This window comes from Hymenobacter ruricola (assembly GCF_015694525.1).
GTDB classification, from domain to species: Bacteria; Bacteroidota; Bacteroidia; order Cytophagales; family Hymenobacteraceae; genus Hymenobacter; species Hymenobacter ruricola.
Genome location: NZ_JADQDM010000007.1, coordinates 70,353 through 88,613, shown reverse-complemented (window position 1 = coordinate 88,613; position 18,261 = coordinate 70,353). Strand labels below are relative to the sequence as shown.

General features: G+C 63.9%; 11 protein-coding genes. 5 read left to right on the top strand and 6 right to left on the bottom strand.

What is annotated here, in order from left to right; all coding sequences use genetic code 11:
* Positions 1 to 363 precede the first annotated feature (363 nt).
* Complete coding sequence (locus tag I2H31_RS14710; protein ID WP_196293798.1) at positions 364 to 1,623, top strand: hypothetical protein; 1,260 nt, start codon at positions 364 to 366, stop codon at positions 1,621 to 1,623.
* 213 nt (positions 1,624 to 1,836) lie between these two features.
* On the opposite strand, the gene I2H31_RS14705 is transcribed toward I2H31_RS14710, so the two are convergent.
* Positions 1,837 to 3,063 (bottom strand): Smr/MutS family protein, encoded by a 1,227-nt coding sequence (locus I2H31_RS14705; protein WP_196293797.1) that lies wholly within the window; start codon positions 3,061 to 3,063, stop codon positions 1,837 to 1,839.
* 135 nt (positions 3,064 to 3,198) lie between these two features.
* A complete protein-coding gene (locus I2H31_RS14700) occupies positions 3,199 to 4,188 on the bottom strand; it encodes a DUF2279 domain-containing protein (RefSeq protein WP_196293796.1) in 990 nt (329 codons plus the stop codon).
* Between the two features lie 136 nt (positions 4,189 to 4,324).
* Between I2H31_RS14700 and I2H31_RS14695 the strand changes: the two genes are divergently transcribed.
* Entirely contained in the window at positions 4,325 to 7,195 is a 2,871-nt protein-coding gene (locus I2H31_RS14695; RefSeq protein WP_196293795.1) for a DUF4961 domain-containing protein, read from the top strand.
* Between the two features lie 202 nt (positions 7,196 to 7,397).
* Here the strand turns inward: I2H31_RS14695 and I2H31_RS14690 are convergent, their stop codons facing one another.
* From I2H31_RS14690 to I2H31_RS14675, 4 genes are all read right to left on the bottom strand, one after another.
* On the bottom strand, positions 7,398 to 8,246 hold the full coding sequence (locus tag I2H31_RS14690; protein ID WP_196293794.1) for an N-acetylglucosamine kinase: 849 nt from the start codon (positions 8,244 to 8,246) through the stop codon (positions 7,398 to 7,400).
* A 187-nt stretch (positions 8,247 to 8,433) separates the two neighbouring features.
* Entirely contained in the window at positions 8,434 to 9,219 is a 786-nt protein-coding gene (locus I2H31_RS14685) for a SusE domain-containing protein (RefSeq protein WP_196293793.1), read from the bottom strand.
* A gap of 83 nt (positions 9,220 to 9,302) precedes the next feature.
* On the bottom strand, positions 9,303 to 10,910 hold the full coding sequence (locus I2H31_RS14680; RefSeq protein WP_196293792.1) for a RagB/SusD family nutrient uptake outer membrane protein: 1,608 nt from the start codon (positions 10,908 to 10,910) through the stop codon (positions 9,303 to 9,305).
* Positions 10,911 to 10,928: 18 nt separating this feature from the next.
* Complete coding sequence (locus I2H31_RS14675) at positions 10,929 to 13,964, bottom strand: SusC/RagA family TonB-linked outer membrane protein (RefSeq protein ID WP_196293791.1); 3,036 nt, start codon at positions 13,962 to 13,964, stop codon at positions 10,929 to 10,931.
* 614 nt (positions 13,965 to 14,578) lie between these two features.
* Here I2H31_RS14675 and I2H31_RS14670 point away from each other — a divergent pair.
* From I2H31_RS14670 to I2H31_RS14660, 3 genes are all read left to right on the top strand, one after another.
* A complete protein-coding gene (locus I2H31_RS14670; RefSeq protein ID WP_196293790.1) occupies positions 14,579 to 15,280 on the top strand; it encodes a hypothetical protein in 702 nt (233 codons plus the stop codon).
* A gap of 6 nt (positions 15,281 to 15,286) precedes the next feature.
* A complete protein-coding gene (locus I2H31_RS25665) occupies positions 15,287 to 16,474 on the top strand; it encodes an alpha/beta hydrolase (protein ID WP_196293789.1) in 1,188 nt (395 codons plus the stop codon).
* Between the two features lie 332 nt (positions 16,475 to 16,806).
* On the top strand, positions 16,807 to 18,243 hold the full coding sequence (locus I2H31_RS14660) for an anthranilate synthase component I family protein (protein WP_196293788.1): 1,437 nt from the start codon (positions 16,807 to 16,809) through the stop codon (positions 18,241 to 18,243).
* Positions 18,244 to 18,261: the final 18 nt, after the last annotated feature.

The following is an 18,261-nucleotide window of genomic DNA, read 5'->3' as shown; positions in this document are numbered from 1 at the left end:
AAAAGTGTAACTACGCAACGCGGCACGCCCTCGGCGGCGCCTGCCCGCAATACTACCACCACACCGCTGCATTACCTGCGCGCGGCTCACGGGCGGCAGGTCGCACCATGACTGCCGCGTGGGGCCGGGCCGGGGTCGAAGGGCTGGATAGCTGCGAAAGCACGCAGGACGTAGCAGCAGGGACAGCGTCGGCGCGGTCCGGCAGGAGTGGCGCTTGCCATTAAAAGTCAGCAGCGCAATATAAAATTTGAATGCCACGTTTTGGCGGCTCATGCCCAGAGCGGGAGCCCTATCCACGGCCCCGCATTCCGCAGGCTAACCCCTACATTTAGCGGCGCTTCACCAGCAGCGCCTCCGCTCCTCATGGAAGACTTGCCGCCCCCCTCCGCCGACCCCACGCTGCCGGACACGCCCGAGGCGCGGGCGGCCTACATCAAAGCAGCGCAGGCGAAGCCCGATTTTGCCGGGCTGGCGCGGCTGTTTGAGGCCGAGTTGCTGGCGCTGCCCGCGTTCGCGGAAGCCATGACGCCGTACTTGGCCCAGAGCCCGCCGCTCGTGGCCCGCATGTACGCCAACGCCAAAGCCGGCGCCTACCTCAAAGGGCCCATGCTGCTGAAGCAGGCGGGGGCGCGGTTCGTGGAAATCCGCGAGGCGGCGGCCCACGCCCTGTGGGAAATTCAGCAGAAGAAGCTCTTCGACCTGCAATGCCGCTGGCGGGCCGAACAAATTACGCTGCCCGGCGTGCGCCACACCCAGGAGTTTCGGCAGTGGGAGAATTACATTGAGTATTGCCCGTGGCTGCCGCCCGTCACGGCCGATGAGGTGGCCCTCTACGAAGCCTACCTGCGCTCCGACGACTACGAGCCCGAGCGCAACTGGGCGTGGCAGAACTACGAGGCCTTCCGGCGCACCGCCGAAGGTGGCGAGGACGACGCGGAAGCCACGGACAACGCGGACGAGGGCTACCAAGCTGCTGAGCGCCGGGCGTACTCCGTGCCGCCGGCCTGGTACGGGTTCCACGACGCGGCCACCGGCGGGGGCTCCCCGCTGGCGCTGCCCGACGTGCGCGGCGAGAAAGAGGCGTACTACATCGGCCTCACCGAAGCCGACAAAGCGGAAAAGCTGGCCGCCCAGCGCGCCCGCGGCGACATGGCCGCCAGCTTGCCGTGGCACCCGCTCATTTTGAACCACGATGATTTTGCCGCGTATTTCCGGCAGTTTGAGGACCCGGCCGAGCTGCCGCGCCTGCTGCGCTGGTACGAGGCCGACCGCGCCGACGGGGAGCGCCGCCGCGGCTACCTGTTCGATGCCATTAACTGGATGGAACGCGCGCTGGAACACCAGGCGGCACCGTGGCCCATCGCCGCCCATGCCGACTGGCGCCATGCCGTAATAGCGGCCGGGAAACGCGCGTGGGGGCACCAGTTGGCCGACGTGCTGGCCGAGGTCTGGCAAGAGCAGGAGCAAAACCGCGCCCTGGGCTTGTCCGTCACGGGCCCAAAGGTGTACGGCGACCGCAAGCCCTTTGAGGAGCTGAACTGGGCCGAGGAAGAAACCTACCAGCCCAAGTTCATCCTGCGCGGCCGCGAGCTGGCCGGCGAACCGCGCGACTTCAATTTCTGACCAGTACCGGCCGCAGAGGTCCGTTTCGGCGGCAACTGGTGCCGCCTGGTGGCGAGGAGTGTTGGGGAAGGAAACAACAAAACAAGAACGTCATGCAGAGCGTGAGCGAAGCATCTCTACCGCGCAGGTAATTTGATTTACTGCTACGGTAAAGATGCTTCGCTCACGCTCTGCATGACTTACTGTCTGTCTCTCTGCAAATGTGCCAACCAGCTACTTCAGCCGCACCAGCGTGGCGCCGAAGCCGAACTTCTCCTTGCGGGCGTCCTCGAAGAACTTGATGTCCTTGTTGCGGCTCAGCTGGCGGTGAATTTCCTTGCGCAGCACCCCGTTGCCCATGCCGTGGATGAAGACAATCTCGTGCATGTTGGTGGCCAGCGCCCGGCTCAGCGCGTCCTCAAACGCATCAAGCTGCAGGCGCAGAATGGCGGTGTTGGAAAGGTCTTCCTTATTGTCGGGTCGCAGGGCTTCCAAGTGCAGGTCGACTTCGTGGGGCGGGGCCACCACGGGCGCGGCCGGCGCCGGGGCTGCCGCAGCAGCTACCGCAGCGGGCTTGGCCGGCGCGTCGCCGCTGAGCTGGGCTTTCAGGGCAGCGGCATCCACGCCGGCGGGTTTGGCGGGCGCAGCAGCGGGCGCCGGGGTTTCCTGGGCCAACTGCTCGGGCGCGATGGCGGCGGCCGCTTTTTCGTCCAGCTGGAAGAGGTAGGCGTCTTTGCCAATCACGGGCGCCGGGCGCTGGCTGCTGTAGAACGTGCTGGCCTTGAAGGCCTGGCGCTTAGTGAGCAGCTCGTAAGCAGCATCGCCGTTGGGCTTGGTGGGCAGGAGCTGGAATACCACGGCCGGCCAGGTTTCAAAGTCCTTGAGGTGCAGGAAGGAGAGGGGCTTGGTGCTGGACTTGGGACCCAGCTTGTCGGCGGCCAGGGCGCGGTAGGGGCGGGCGCTGGTTTCCTCGCCGTAGGTATACAGCACGTCGGCCTCGGTGTTGTTGATGAGCGTGACGCCCAGCAGCTCGGGCGACTGGTGCACCAGGGCCAGGAAAAGGCCTTTGGCCGCGGCGGGTTGCTTGGCACCAGATGCACCGGGCACGATGCCGGCCGGTTTGGCCATGCCCGCGCCGCTGGATGCCGCCGCGGCCAGGGCTTCCTGCAACGACGGCTGGGGCGGGCGGGGCGGGCCGGCCGGCGCCTGGCCGGGGCGCTTGCTTTTGTCTTTCTTGCTGGCGTTGGCGTTGCGGCCGGGGACCTGGCCGGGGCCCAGGTCGGGGGCGGCGCGGTCGAAGGACTTGCCTTCTTCCTGGGCCACTACCACTACTTCGCGCCGCAGCACGGGAATGGTGAAATCGTTGTCGATGGCTACTTCCACCAACTCGCTGTCGAGCAGGCGGGTAACGATTCCTTCTTCGGTGCCGGTGAGCAGCCGGACTCTATCTCCTACGTTCATAATATCAGGTTTTTGCCTACGCGGGGCTAGTTATGCTGGCTATAGATAACAGCAGCCCGGGCCGGGTGGGTTCGTCAAAAGTACGGGCGGCGAGGGCCGAACGGGTTGCCGCGTCGGATTTTAGCTGGCCGCGCCCTACAAATAGAGCGCGTGGAAGCCGAAACCGTTGCGTCCGTTGTATTCCAGGGCCGGCGCGGGCAAGTGAAAGATGCTCAGGGTGTAGAGTACGCGTTTGAGCATAAGGCTGCGGGTCGGGATGCGCCGCAAATCCACGTCGAGCGACAGGTAGAACTGGCGGTAAGGGCGCAGGCCGGCCGCGGCATTGGTGCCGTCGTCGTTGTACACCATGTCTTCGCCGCCGTAGCCCACGGCGGGCTGCAGCCAGCGCGGCCAGCGGTTGCCGGGCTTCAGGAAAGCGCCCACGTCGGTGCAGAGCCAGTAGGTCTGGCCGTTGTAGTCCTTGAGCCAGCGCTCGGGCACGTTGCTGCCCAGCACGTTGGGGCGGCGCTGAGCGTAGCCGGTGAGGTGAAACGACCATTTGGGCATGATGCGGATGTCGTGCCAGGCCAGCTGCTGGGCCAGCAGGGCCGACGAGCCCAGGAAGTTGGCGGCCAAGTCGGTGGCCGAGGCGCCGTATTCCGGGTCGCGGCCGTCCAGCAATTCCAGCGGGCTTTGAATGGCGAAACCCACGAAGGAGCCGTACCACAGCGCGTTCTTTTCGCTCAGGCCGGCCCAGTGCAGCATGTCGACGGCGGCGCGGCTTTCTTGAAACGAGCCCCAGAAGTGGCCGGCCTTGTCGAGCTGCTGCCACTCGGGCAAGTCGTTGAACCAGTGCAGGGGCACTTTTTCGCCGGTGTACCAGGCGGTGGTGAGGCCCGTGTAGATGACGCCGTAGCCCACCGCCGAGCCGCCCACCAGCCAGCGCAGGCGCCGCCGGCGCTCGGCCACGGAATCGCGCAACAGCGGGGCGCCGGGCAGCCGGGGCGGAGCGGGCCGTCCGGCGCTGTCGGCGCGGGTGCGGGTTTGTGCCTGGGCCGCGGGCCCCTGGCCCAGCCCGCACCCTGCCAGTAGCCCCAACAGCAGCCAGCGGCGCAGGGCAACAAAAAAGCGGGGAATAAACGTCATGCGGGCCTAAAGTGGCCGTAAAGGTAGGCGGTTTTGCCTCACTTTAAGGCGCTAAGACGTATCTTGCGCTAACGATTGCGCAGGGTCTCGCTCAGCCCTGGTTGTTCCTTCTTCCAACCATCCAAAAATTCCCCCAATGCCAACACTTACCCGCATTACCATCCTGCTCTGCAGCCTGCTGGCCTGGACGGCCCAGGCCCAGGTCGTTACCACCACGCCGGTGTTTTTCACCGACACCACGCCCGTCACCATCAACTTCGACGCCAGCCAGGGCAACGGCGCGCTGAACAACTTCCCGGGCAACGTCTACATCTGGACCGGCACCGTCACCAACCTGAGTTCCAGCAACACCAACTGGCGCAACGTGCACAGTCCCAGCTTCAACGCCGCCGACCCCACGGCGCTGATGACGCGCGACGCCAGCAACCCCAACCTCTACCACATTACCATCACCCCGCGCACGTACTACCCGATTCCGGCTGGCGAAACGCTGCTGCGCCTGGGCATGATTTTCAAGAATGCCGACGGCTCCGTGGTAGGCCGCGCGGCGGGCGGCGGCGACATTTTTGTGGACGCGGCGCAGGCGGCGCTTTCGGCCCGCATCACCAGTCCCACGGCCGGTGCCAACGGCAACCCGCTGTTTGTTAACCTTAACTCGCAGGTGAGCGTGACCGGCACGGCTTCGGCTGCGGCCAACCTGGCGTTTAGCCTCAACGGCACGCAAGTGGCCCAGCAGGCCGGTGCTACCACGCTCACTTCCAACATCACCATCTCGCAAACCGGCCGCAACGTGGTGCGCTTCACGGCCACCAGCGGCGCTTCGCAGGCCATCGATTCGTTGGTGCTGGTGGTGCGGCCCCAGGTGGTGACGGCGGCCCTGCCGGCCGGCGCCAAGGACGGCATCACGTATTTGAACGGGGGCACGTCGGTGATTCTGAACCTGACGGCGCCAAATAAGCAGTTCGTGTACGCCATCGGCGAGTTCAACAACTGGCAGACGCTCAACTCGGCGTTCATGAACCGCACGCCCGACGGCAACAACTGGTGGGTGCAAATCAACGGCCTCACGCCGGGCGTGGAATACGCCTACCAGTACCTCGTGGACGGCGCCCTGCGCGTGGCCGACCCGTACTGCGAGAAAATACTGGACCCGAACGATGACCGATTCATCCCGGCCGCGACGTATCCGAACCTGAAGGCCTACCCCACGGGCCTGACCACGGGCATCGTGTCGGTGCTGCAAACCAACCAGGCGCCGTTTGTGTGGACGACGCCCAACTTCCAGCGCCCCAGCCGCGCCGACTTGGTGATTTACGAGCTGCACCTGCGCGATTTCCTGGCTTACCACGACTACCAGACCCTGCGCGACACGCTCAACTACCTCTCTCGCCTCGGGGTGAACGCCATCGAGTTGATGCCCATCAACGAGTTCGACGGCAACGACAACTGGGGCTACAGCCCCGATTTCTACTTCGCGCCCGACAAGTATTACGGCACCAAGACGGCCTTGAAGCAGTTCATCGACGAGGCCCACCGCCGCGGCATTGCCATCATTCTCGACGTGGTGCTGAACCACTCCACCGGCCAGAGCCCGATGGTGCAGCTGTACGCCGACGCCAACGGCGCGCCCGCGGCCAACAACCCCTGGTTCAACCAAACGGCCCCGCACCCTTACAGCGTTTACAACGACCTCAACCACGAAAGCGTCTTCACGAAGTACTTCTCGAAGCAGGTGATGTCGTTCTGGGTGCAGGAGTACAAGGTGGACGGCTACCGGTTTGACCTGGCCGGCGGCTTCAGCCAGAAACCCACCACCCAGAGCACCTACCCCAACTACGACCAGTCGCGCATCAACATCTGGATGGACTACTACCAGCACCTGATGAGCGTGGACCCCGGCATGTACCCCATCCTGGAGCACTTCCCCGACAATTCCGAGGGCACCGTGCTGGCCAACAACGGCTTTATGCTCTGGGGCAATGCCAACTACAACTACAACGAGGCCACCATGGGCTACATCCCGGGCTCCAACTTCAGCTACGGCTACTACGGCAGCACCGCCCAGGGCGGCCGCGGCTGGAACCAGCCCAACCTGATTACCTACATGGAAAGCCACGACGAGGAGCGGCTGATGTACAAAAACCTGGCCTTCGGCAACGCCGCGGGCGGCTACGACACCAAAAACCTCAACACCGCCCTGGCCCGCCAGGAGTTGGCCGCGGCCTTCTTCTTCACCGTGCCGGGCCCCAAAATGGTGTGGCAGTTCGGCGAGCTGGGCTACGACCGGTCCATCTTCATCTGCTCCAACGGCACGCTGCCCTTGCCCTACGGCAACGACCAGTGCAAGCTCAGCGCCAAGCCCGCCGTGTGGCCCTACTACCAGAACGCCAACCGCCGCCAGCTCTACGACGTGTACCGGGCCCTCATCGCGCTCAAAAAGAAGGAGCCCGTGTTTGAAAACCCCACCAGCTACACGCAGTCGCTGGCCGACGCTGGCAAAACCATTCACCTGAGCGACGCCACCACCAACGTCACCATCGTCGGCAACTTCGGCGTGACGGCCACCACCCTCGACCCGGCTTTCCAGAACGCCGGCAAGTGGTACAACTACCTCAGCGGCGATAGCATCACCGTCGCCAACCCCAACGCCCTGCTCACCCTGCAGCCCGGCCAGTACGCCATCTACACCTCGCGCCGCATCCGGAAAGCCACGCTGCTGCCCACCCGCGCCCAGGCCGCCGCGGCCGTGCTGCGCCTCACGGCCGCGCCCAACCCCAGCAGCAGCACCGCCCAGTTGCAATACGAGCTGCCGGCGCCCGCTGCCGTCACCCTCACCGTGCAAAACCTGCTGGGCGCCACCGTGCGCACCCTGAGCGCCGCCGCGCCGCAAGCCGCCGGCTCGCACAGCCTGAGCCTGCCCGTGCAAGGGCTGGCGGCGGGGGTGTACCTCGTGCGCCTCAGCACCCCGCAGCTCAGCCAGACCATCCGGCTGGTCGTGCAACACTAGCGGCAGAAATTCCGCCCAACAAAAAGGCCGCTTCCCATCAGGGAGCGGCCTTTTTGTTGGGCAATACTAGCAGCCCGTCCTGCTGAGCTTGTCGAAGCATCTTGCTTGGGGCAGTAATTCATTTGCCATTCACGCGAGATGCTTCGACAAGCTCAGCATGACCATACTTTTTCTGTTGTTGTTTGAGTCGAAGTCAACCTGTTTACAAGTCTTCTTCGTGGTAGGCCACGAGGTCGTCGATGGGGGAGCGGATGATTTTGCCGACTTCCATGCCGTGGCTTTTGGCCACCTGCGTCAGCACGTCGCGGAAATTGTAGCCCACCGAACCCACGCAGTTGAAGCTGTAGTCCTGGTAGCGCGGGTAGTGCAGCACCAGGTTCTGGAAGAAGGTTTCGAAGCCTTCGTGCACGATGTCGCGGCAGTAGGGCACGTTGTTGTGGTCGTAGGCAAATTTGGCGAAGCTGGCCAGGAAGCGGTTGGGCAGCGGCTGGTTGTAGAGGCGGTCGAGAATTTCGTTGCGCGTGCCCAGCTTGTATTCTTCCTTCAGCTTTTCCTGCAGGCCGTCGGGCAGCAGGCCGCGCAGGTAGTCGCGCAGCAGCCGCTTGCCGAAGAACGAGCCCGAACCCTCATCACCCAGGAAATAACCCAGCGAATCCACGTTGTAGGTGATTTTCTCACCGTCGTACAGGCACGAGTTGGTGCCCGTGCCCAGGATGGCCGCAAAGCCCGGCTTGCGCCCCAGCACCGCGCGGGCGGCCGCCAGCAGGTCTTCCGTCACGTGGGCCGTGGTGTTGGGAAACAGCTGGCGCAGGGCGCTGGCAATGACTTCCGCCTTTTCCGGCGACGAAACGCCGGCCCCGTAGAAATACACGTCGCGCACCTGGTCGCGCGGCAGCGTGGCGGGCAGGTGCTGGTTCAGCGAGGCCACGATGCCGGCCGTGTCGATAAAATCGGGGTTGTAGCCTTCGGTGTTGAAATACACGCGGTTGCGCGCGTCGTCGAGCTGGCACCAGCTGCATTTGGTGGAGCCGCCATCGGCAATTAAAATCATAGAGTCAAAGGGGTGTTAGGAGGAAGGGCGAAAGTAGCAAGCAGCGTGCGAAGCGGCCTTGACCGTAGCCGGCCATGCTCGCCGCGGCACGGCGCAGTTGGCCGGCCGTTCAACCAAAAGGCCCCTGCCAGATTGCTCCAACAGGGGCCAGGGCCGTTAGGCTGCTGCCAGGTTGTAACCCGTTGTGCTATTGGGTCAGCGTGTAGGTCAGGGCGTTCAAGTCCAGCGAGATGGTGTAAGTGCCCGTCGTGGGCACGGCGATGTTGTTGCCCCCCGAGGCCAGCGCTGCCGAGCCGCTGCCCGAACGCGGCACGTTCGAGCCGTAATTAACGCCCCAGTCGTTGTTTTTGCGGAATTTGAATTCGCCGGCGTTCAGGGTGCGGGTCACTTTGTAGGTGCGCGTGTCGCAGTCGTAGGTCAGCGGCACGTCGGTGTTCCAGTCCACGCCGGCCGGGCCGATGATGGACCACGTGTCCGAGTTCGGCGCAATGCACACTTTATACGGCGTCACGGTCAGGTCGACGGGGGCGGAGTGAAAGGCTTGCTTGTCGGCGCCCACAACAGCCGCCAGCCGAACTTGCACCTTGGTGGCCACCCCGGGGGCCAGCGCCAGGCTGGTCAGGGCGGCGTTGAGGGCTTCCACCGTTACGACCGTGGTGGGGCCGGCACCGGCCGGAATGGAGGCGGGGCCAGCGAAGCCCCCTTCCGGCGTCGAAACCTGTAACTGGTAGGTCACCGAAGGGGCGTAGGAGGAGTTCGTATTGCTCCAGGCCAGCGATTTAACGGGCGTCCAGGTGAAGGTGACGGCCGGTTGCCCGCTGTTGGGTTGGGTCAGCACCACCGCCGAGGTCGAGGCGCTGAGCATGGGCGCGTTAGACGGCGTGAGGGTGGCCTTTACTTCGTCTTTTTCGCAAGACGCGAGAGCAGCCACAGCGAACAAGGCCGCTGCCGCTTGGGTAAGCCAATTTTTCATGGGAATGGGGATGATGAGGTGGGAATCAGAAGGCAGGGCTTCTCCGCGCCAGGCGAGCGCCGGCGCGGAGAAGCGGCGGCCGCTTAGTAGCCTTGGTTTTGCACGAGGTTGGGGTTCACGCTCAGGTCGGCCACGGGCAACGGAAACAGGTTGCGGGTGGCCGCCACGCTCGTGCCGTTGAAGGACCCGCCTTTCCACTGCCACAGGTAGTCGGCCGTCGTGAAGCGGTTGTAGCGGATGAGGTCGGTGCGGCGGGTGCCTTCCCAGAACAGCTCGCGGGCGCGCTCGTTCAGGATGAAGTCCAGCGTGAGGTCGGCGGCGCCGATGTTGCCGGCCGCCGTGTTCTTGAAGGCCCGCGTGCGCACCAGGTTCACGTAGGTCAGCGCCAAGGTTTTGTCGCCATTGCCGCGCAGGGCGGCTTCGGCGTACGTCAGGTACATGTCGGCCAGGCGGAACATGGGAAAGTCGGTGTCGACAAACGTGGGGTCCTGCCCCGGGGCGCCCGTCGAGCTCACGTTCTTGAACTTGATGGGCACGTAGCCGTTGTTGAAGTTCGTGAGCGAGGTCACGTCGCGGGTTTGGCCGCCGGTCACGAATTTGCCGCGGTTGTCGGCCGCCGTGTCCGGAAACAGTTGGAACAGGCTGGGCGTGGTGCGAATGCCGCCCCAGCCCCCGTCGATGCCGTAGCGGGCGGGGTTCCAGTTGGCATCGGCCGTGCCCGCCACCGAGGCGTGCACCAGGAAGGTGGTGCCGCCGTAGCCCTGGGTTTTCTTGCCGTCGAAGGCTATCGGGAAAATGATTTCCGGGTTGGTGTTATTGTCCGTCCGGAACAGGTTGCGGTACTGCGGGGTGAGGCTGTAGCCCGCGTCGATGACCTTTTTGGCGTACGTGGCGCAGTCGGTGTAGCGGGCCGTGCCCGTGTACACCTCAGCGTTGAGGTAAAGCTTGGCCAGCAGGGCCCAGGCCGCGGCTTTGTCGGCGCGGGCGTACTCGTTCTGGCGGGGCGCCACCAGGTCGGCGTCGATGACTTTGAGTTCTCCCTCGATGTACGAAAACAGCTCGGCGCGCTTGATTTGCCGGGGCGGAGTGGTGCCGCCAATCTCGTCTTTTTCCGTGGCGAAGGGCACGTTGCCGTACAAGTCCATGGCGTGGTAATACGCCAGTGCCCGCAGGAAGCGCACCTCGGCCCGCAGCGCGCGCACCGTGGCCGCGTCGGCCCCGCTGATGCCGCGGGCGCTGAGCTTGTCGTCGGTGGCTTCGGCCAGGAAGCTGTTGCACACGGTCACTTCGTACAGAATGCGGCTGTAGAGCCCGCGGATGAGGATGCCGCTGGAGGTCCAGTTCATCAGGTGCCAGTCCTGAATGCCGGGGTCGCCCCACTGCACCACGGCTTCGTCGGTGGTCAGCTCCTGGGCGCTCCACAGCTGGCGAATGTAGTCCGACGTGCCTTCGTCGATGCCTTTGATGTCGCCGGTGTTGGTGCCCGACGGGCCTTGCGAGCCGGTGAGGGCGAAGCCGGCGTAAGCCTTGGCCGCCACGGACCGGTAGCCGGCCACGTCCTTGTACACCGACTCGGTGTTCAGGTCGTATTTGGGGAGGCGGTCGAGGTCCTTGGTGCAGGAAGGAGCAATGGCCAGGGCGGAAGCGGCCACGGCCAGCACCGCCACGGGGCGAAGAATATTCTTTTTCATATAGCAGAGAAGCAAAAATTAAAGGCTCAGGTTCAAGCCAAAGGTGAACGTGCGCGGGCGCGGGTACACGTTGTTGTCGATGCCGGTGAAAACCTCGGGGTCCAGGCCGGTGTATTTCGTCACCAGGAACACGTTCTGAACGGCGGCGGTGAGGCGAAGATTCCCCTGGCTGTTAAAGACTTTGCCCACGTTATACCCCAGCGTGATGTTCTCCATCCGCAGGAAGGAAGCGTTCTGGATGTAGTAGTCCGAGGAGAAGCGCTGCTGGGCCGTGGCGGTGAACATGGTGTAGTTGGCGTCCTTGGTCACGTTCGACACAAAGTTGCTCGAGGCCAGGATGCCCTGGTAGTTGCCGTTGTTCGAGTTGATGTTGTTGTACACGTAGTTGCCCAGCTGGCTGCGTAGCGTGAAGGCCAGGCTCAGGCGGTCGTAGCTCAGGTTGGAGCTGAAGCCGAGAATGACTTTCGGGGCCGCCTGCTTGTAGAGGTACCGGTCGTTGGTGTCCACCACCTTGTCGCCGTTGAGGTCGGCGTACACGCCGTCAATCGGCTTGCCATCCGGGGCGTAGGCCTGCTTATACACGTAGAAGGCCGAGGACGACCCGCCCACGGTGTACACGCCGATGGTGGTGCCGGTGCCGCCGCTGATGGTGCCGGCGTTCGGGTTTACGTCGATGCCCACAAAGCCGGGTGCCTGCGGTCCGAGCGAGAGGATTTTGTTTTCGTTGTAGGTGGCGTTGGCGTTCAGGGTCCACTGGAAATGCTCGCCCTGCACGGGGTTGGCGTTGAGGTTAAACTCGATGCCCTTGTTTTCGAGCGAGCCCACGTTCGACACCAGCTGGTTGGTGAAGTTGATGAGGCCCGGCACAGGAATAACCGCCAGCAAGTCCTTGGTCTTGCGGTAGTACACGTCCACCGACCCGTTCAGGCGCCCGCCCAGGAAGCCCAAGTCCAAGCCCGCGTTGTAGGTGGTGGTTTGCTCCCACTTCAGGTTGCGGTTGTAGCCCTGCGGCGAGTAAGGCACCAAAAAGTTAGGGCCGAAGGGGTACAGCGCCGTGGGCGTGTTGATGACGAAGCGCTGCAGGTACGGGTAGTCGCCCGAGATGCCGGCCACGTCCTGCTGGCCCGTGATGCCGTAGCCCACGCGCAGCTTCAGGTCCGAAACCGCCGCCACGTCCTTCAGAAACGACTCTTCCTTGACGCGCCAGGCCACCGAGGCGGCCGGGAACAGCGCGTGGCGGTTGGTGGTGGGGAAACGCGACGAGGCGTCGTCGCGCAGCGTGCCCGTAAACACGTATCGGTCCTTAATGGTCAGGTTGGCCCGGCCGTAGAAGGACAGAATGGTGTACTGGGTGAAGTACGGCGTGGCCGCCTCTTTCGACACGGTGCCGTCGGCCAGAAAGGTCTTGTAAGCCGGCGCGTCCACAGTAAAGTCCTGGTAGGAGTAGCCGCCCAGCAGCTCCAGGCGGTTGTTGCCCCCAAACTGTTTGGTGTAGTTCAGGTAAGTTTCCAGCAGCTTGTTGTCGCGGTTCTGCGAATAGGGCCCAAACGAGCCGCCGCGCGAGGTGGTGTTGGTCGGGTCGAGCGGGCTGTTGAAGTACGAGCCCGCCGAGCGCGCGTCAATCAGCTTGTAGCCGTTGCTGCGCGTCACGTCGTAGCCCAGGTTCACGTTGGCGTGCAGGTCACGGAGAAACGGCAGCGCGTAATCCAGCTGGATGTTGCCGATGCTGCGTTTCACCGAGCTACGGTCGCGGGTCAGCCGGAGCTGGGCCACCGGGTTGACGGGCACGTTTTTTTGCGGCGTGCCGTTGCCTTGCAGGTACTCAAAGTAGCCGCCGTAGCCGGCGAAGGCCGATTCGTTGCTTGTTACCGGTTGCGTCGGGTCGAAGGCCGCCGCCGAGCCAATGGCGCCGTTGTCGGCGAAGTTGTTATCAACCCACGAGCCTTTCAGGTTCAGGTTGATGCGCAGCGTGTTGTCGAACAGCACCGGGTTCAGGCTCAGCGAGCCCGTGTTGCGGATGAGGCGGTTGGTGATGAGGATGCCTTCCTGCGACAGGTTGCCGTAGGAGGCGCGGAACGGCAGCTTGCCCACCGCGCCGCTCAGGCTCACGGTGTTGTCGTACGTCATCGCGTTTTGAAACACCTCGTCCTGCCAGTTGGTGTTGGCCGTGCCCAGCAGCTTCACCTGGGAAGGGGCCACCCGGGCCACGGTGGCGCGGTACTCGCCGGCCGACAGCACCGGCACCGAGTTATAGCGGCGCGAGAGCGAGGTTTGGGAGTTCAGCGTGACGGTGAACTTTTCGCCCGCCAGGCCTTTCTTGGTGGTGATGAGAATAACGCCGTTGGAAGCGCGCGAGCCGTAGATGGCCGTGGCCGAGGCGTCTTTCAGCACCGTGTAGGTGTCGATGTCGTTCGGGTTGATGAGGCTCAGCGCGTTGGAGGCCCCGGTTATGCCCGTGTTGTCCACGGGCACGCCGTCAATCACGATGAGCGGGTCGTTGCTTGCGTTCAGCGACGAGCCCCCGCGGATGCGAATGGTGGTGGCCGCGCCCGGAGCGCCGCCGCCGGTCGTAATCTGCACGCCGGCCACTTTGCCCTGAATCAGCTGCTCGGGGTTGGTTATTTGGCCTTGCACGAAATCTTTGGACGACACCGTGGTCAGCGACCCCGTCACGTCCTGCCGGCGCTGCGTGCCGTAGCCCACCACCACCGCTTCGGACAATTGGGTGGTGTTTTCGGACAGCGAGGCACTTACTTCGGCGGTTTGGCCGGCCGCCACCGTCACCGGGCGGCGCACGGAGTTGTAGCCCACAAACGAAATCACGACGGTTTGATTGCCCGCCGGCACGTTCGCAATGGTGTAGCTGCCGTCGACGCCCGACGAGCTGCCGACGGAAGTGCCCTCAATCAGCACCGTGGCGCCGGGAATGGCTTCGTTCTTGCCGTCCGTCACCCGGCCGCTGACGGTGCCGGTCTGGGCCTGGGCGATTGTGGGCAAGCCGAAGGCCGCGAACAGTAGCAGAAACAGTAGTTTCGCTAGATAGGGGTGTTTCATGGAAACAGGGATTTGGTGGGAAAAAGTGAGCGGGTTGGTAAGTGTATAAAAAGTAAGCTTTGGGAAGTGAAATCGTTTTGGCTGAAAACGGGGGTGTATTTTATCCTAAAAATCGCATTAACGCCTATGTATGACAGCTTTGTGAGCCCAATATTGCGGGAAGCTGCCGGTTTCGGAAAAATGTGCAAAAGCGCGAATAGAAGCCGGCTTTATTGTAGGCAAGAATCTGATTATGAAAAATTTATAGATAATGCGAATGATTTTGACACGAGCCTCATTTCGTGGACCGAAATTACTTCATAGCAAACGATTGCACAAGGGCTGGAAAAGTAATTTTTTTTGCTGAAAAAAGTGAAAGCCGCGCCAGAAAATTCACGTAGATTTCAGCTGAAAAATTGAAAGGCAGCACCGGCCACATCCGCGCCTCGGGACCGGGGCCTTTTTCAGGAGCGGCCGGGGAATGCGTTCCGTTTGCTAACTTGGCCTTCCCGGGCCGGGCTGCCGGTCAAATTGAATTCTGGCGGCGGTTGGCGCGGGCCGCAGGGGCGGTACCGGGCCGCCAGCGGCCTTGCAACACCACGCCCTCCTCGTTACTTTTGGCTTTTCCTTAGAAAATGAAAAAGCACCTTCTGCTCGTGGCCCTGCTACTGCTGGCTTCCGGACTCGACGCCGCAGCGCAATCGCGCCCCGGCTCCCGCAAGCCCGTGCCCAAAGGCAAAAGCAAGCAGCCGGCCGGCACCAAGGGGGCGCCCAAGCCGCCGCCCGTGTATTCGCCCATCCAGACCGGGGCCGGCGGCGACGACGAACCCGCCGCCCTGCCCACGGTGGTGAGCAAGGTGAAACTCAAAAAACCGGTGCTGGTGTACTACGAAGAGCCCGCGCCCGGCAAATCGGTGCAGCAGCTCATCATGTCCGAAGAAAACCTGGGCCTGCTCAAAACCCTGGATTTGGAGCACCTCATGATGCGGCGCGAGGTGTTTGTGGACGGCCTGGGCAACATGGCCCTGCCGGGCAGCGACGTGAACAAGTACCGCCTGCTGGGCACCAGTGCCGTGGCCGAGGACACGCGCCGCCCCGTGGGCGACGGCCGCAACTTCTACTCGCGGCTGAAGGTGCCCTCGTCGGGCTTTCTGTACGTGGTGCTCGAATCGGCCGAAGAATACCGCCATTTCATCAAAGGGCCGCAGAAAAAAGGCTCGTTTCTTGACTTTCAGGCCAATGGCCTGCCCGGGGTCGACTCGGTGCGGGCCGTGTACACGTTGCGCAAAATGGAAGCGGCCGAGCGCGGCGCCGGCTCGGGCGAAACCATTCGCTGAGTTCGCGTGCGTGCATCCCTCTACGGCCTGGCCTGCGCGGCGGCGCTGCTGGCCCGCCCGGCCGCGGCCCAGAGCGTGCTGAAAATCACGCGCGTGCCCGCCGACACGCCGCCGGCCGACACCCTTTTCGTGGCGGGCAGCTTCAATGGCTGGAACCCCCACAGCGCCGCGCACGCCCTGACCCGCGCCGCCGACGGCAGCTACCAAATCAGCCTGCCGGCCACCCTGGGACTTGTTGAGTACAAGTTTACCCGCGGCAGCTGGGCCACCGGCGAGGCGGGCGCCAACCAGCAGCCCCTGGCCAACCGCCGGGCCGACCTGGCCCAAACGCCCCTGGTCCTGCACCAGGTGGCGGCCTGGAGCGCGCCGGCCGCCCCCCGCAAGCACACCGCCTCGGCCCAGGTGCGGGTGCTGAGCCAGGCCTTCGCCATGCCCGAGCTCGGGCGCACGCGCCGGGTGCTGGTGTATCTGCCCGCCGACTATGCCCGGCAGCCGCAGCGCCGGTACCCCGTGCTATACCTGCACGACGGCCAGAACGTGTTCGACGAAGCCACCAGCTTCAGCGGCGAGTGGGGCGTAGACGAAACCCTGGACCGGCTGCGGCAAACCGGCCAGGATGCCAGCGGCAGCATCGTGGTGGCCATCGATAACGACAGCCAGCACCGCGCCGACGAGTACATTCCCTGGCGCAACGCCGAGGTTAAAGGCGGGGGCCAGGGCGGCCAGTACGTCGATTTCCTGGCCAAAACCCTCAAGCCCTACGTCGACGCTCACTACCGGACCCGACCCGACGCGGCGCACACCGGCATCGCCGGCTCCAGCCTGGGCGGCCTGATTTCGGTGTACGCAGCCCTGAAGTACCCGAGGGTGTTTGGGCGAGTCGGCGCGTTTTCGCCGGCTTTCTGGGTGTGCAATGACTCGCTGCGGGCTTACGCCAAAACCCACCCGGCGGCCCGCACGGCGCGCTTCTACTTCGTGTGCGGCCCCAAAGAGTCGGAAACCATGCTGCCGCTGATGACGCAGTGGCGCGACGAGCTGCGGGCCGAAGGCGTGCCCGCGGCCAACCTGGCGTTCTCGGCCCCGGCCAACGGCGAGCACCGCGAATGGTTCTGGCGGCGCGAGTTTCCGGCGGCTTACCGTTTCCTGTTCGGCCTCAAAGCGTTGCCGGATTCGCCAGGTGTCCACCAGCGGTAATGTAAGTGAAGAAATCAGGCTAGGCTATTTGCGGAAATGTCGATGCTAAAACTTTTTATCCACGACAATTGTATAAAATGCGCCAGTAAATTGCTGCTGTTTCAATAATGGCCGCGTATCTTTGCGGCGTGCTTTCACAAAGCGCATAGTTCACATGACTTTTCAGCATACTTCTCAGGCTTGGTGGTGGCAGTTCCGAAACCTCGGTCCGGCCTGCCTGCGTGCCTGGTGAAGTCCTCAGGACTTCCCCTCTGAACGCGAAAGCCCGGCCGTCCGCCGGGCTTTTTTCATTTACTCCGAGGCACTAATGGCCTCGTTTCCGCTTCGTTTCCGTGCCTCATCAACTCCGTACCCGCCACCGCCGCCTGCTGGCCGACACCGTGACGCCGGTGGGCCTGTACCTGCGCCTGCGCGACCAGTACCCCAACTGCCTGCTGCTGGAAAGCGCCGACTACCACGGCCAGCAAAACGCCTTCAGCTACCTGGCCTGCGAGCCGCTGGCCACCTTCGAGTTGCGCCGAGCCGGCGAGCTGCGGCAGGCCTTGCCAGGCCAGCCGCCCGCCACGCTGCAGCTCAGCCAGCCGCGCCAGGCCCTGGCCGAGCTGCGCAATTTTGCCGCAGCCTTCGTGCCCGACCCTACAGCGGCCCATATGCCGTTTATCAGCACGGGCCTGTTTGGCTACATGGGCTACGAGGCGGTACAAATCTTTGAAGACGTGAGTTTTGACCCGGCCAAGGTGCCGGCCGGCGATGTACCGCTCATTCGCTACGGCGTGTACCGCTACGTCATCGCTTTCAACCATTTCCGCCAGGAGCTGCACCTGTTCGAGCACGGCGTGGCGGGCGAAGAAACCAATGAAACCGACGGCCTTGACCGCCTCGAAAACCTGGTGCGCCACCCCAGCGTGCCGGTTTTTGGGTTTGCCACGGTGGGCGAGGAGGCCAGCAATCAGACCGACGACGAGTTTCTGGCGCGGCTGGCGCAGGGGCAGGCCCACTGCCGCCGCGGCGACGTGTTTCAGATTGTGCTCTCGCGGCGCTTCCAGCAGGGGTTTTCGGGCGACGAGTTCAACGTGTACCGCGCCCTGCGCTCCATCAACCCCTCGCCCTATCTGTTTTACTTCGACTACGGCGACTACAAAATCTTCGGCTCTTCGCCCGAGGCCCAGGTGCGGGTGCAGGGCCGCGAAGCCAGCCTCTACCCCATAGCGGGCACCTACCGCCGCACCGGCGACGACGCGGCCGATGCCGCCGCCGCCCAGCGCCTGGCCGCCGACCCCAAGGAAAACGCCGAGCACGTGATGCTGGTGGACTTGGCCCGCAACGACTTGGCCCGCCACGGCAGCCAGGTGCAGGTGCGCACGCTGCGCGAAATCCAGTTTTATTCCCATGTCATTCACCTGGTGAGCCACGTCACGGCCCAACTCGATGCCGGCACCGACACCCTGCAAGTAGTGGCCGATACCTTTCCGGCCGGCACCCTCTCGGGCGCGCCCAAGCACCGTGCCCTGCAGCTCATCGACGGTCTCGAACCCACCGCCCGCGGCTACTACGGCGGCTGCATCGGCCACTTGGGCTTTGATGGTGATTTCAACCACGCCATCATGATTCGCTCGTTTTTGAGCACCGGCAACCAGCTCTATTTCCAGGCCGGTGCGGGGGTGGTGGCGGCCTCCAGCGTGCAGTCGGAGCTGGAAGAGGTGCACCACAAGCTGGGCGCGCTGCGGGCGGCCTTGCGCGCGGCGGAGGGAAAGGAACTGTCATCCTGAGCGCAGCGAAGGACCTTC

Coding starts and splice junctions, on each gene's coding strand:
- I2H31_RS14710 (WP_196293798.1), top strand. CDS start 364: ATGGAAGACTTGCCGCCCCCCTCCGCCGACCCCACGCTGCCGGACACG.
- I2H31_RS14705 (WP_196293797.1), bottom strand. CDS start 3,063: ATGAACGTAGGAGATAGAGTCCGGCTGCTCACCGGCACCGAAGAAGGA.
- I2H31_RS14700 (WP_196293796.1), bottom strand. CDS start 4,188: ATGACGTTTATTCCCCGCTTTTTTGTTGCCCTGCGCCGCTGGCTGCTG.
- I2H31_RS14695 (WP_196293795.1), top strand. CDS start 4,325: ATGCCAACACTTACCCGCATTACCATCCTGCTCTGCAGCCTGCTGGCC.
- I2H31_RS14690 (WP_196293794.1), bottom strand. CDS start 8,246: ATGATTTTAATTGCCGATGGCGGCTCCACCAAATGCAGCTGGTGCCAG.
- I2H31_RS14685 (WP_196293793.1), bottom strand. CDS start 9,219: ATGAAAAATTGGCTTACCCAAGCGGCAGCGGCCTTGTTCGCTGTGGCT.
- I2H31_RS14680 (WP_196293792.1), bottom strand. CDS start 10,910: ATGAAAAAGAATATTCTTCGCCCCGTGGCGGTGCTGGCCGTGGCCGCT.
- I2H31_RS14675 (WP_196293791.1), bottom strand. CDS start 13,964: ATGAAACACCCCTATCTAGCGAAACTACTGTTTCTGCTACTGTTCGCG.
- I2H31_RS14670 (WP_196293790.1), top strand. CDS start 14,579: ATGAAAAAGCACCTTCTGCTCGTGGCCCTGCTACTGCTGGCTTCCGGA.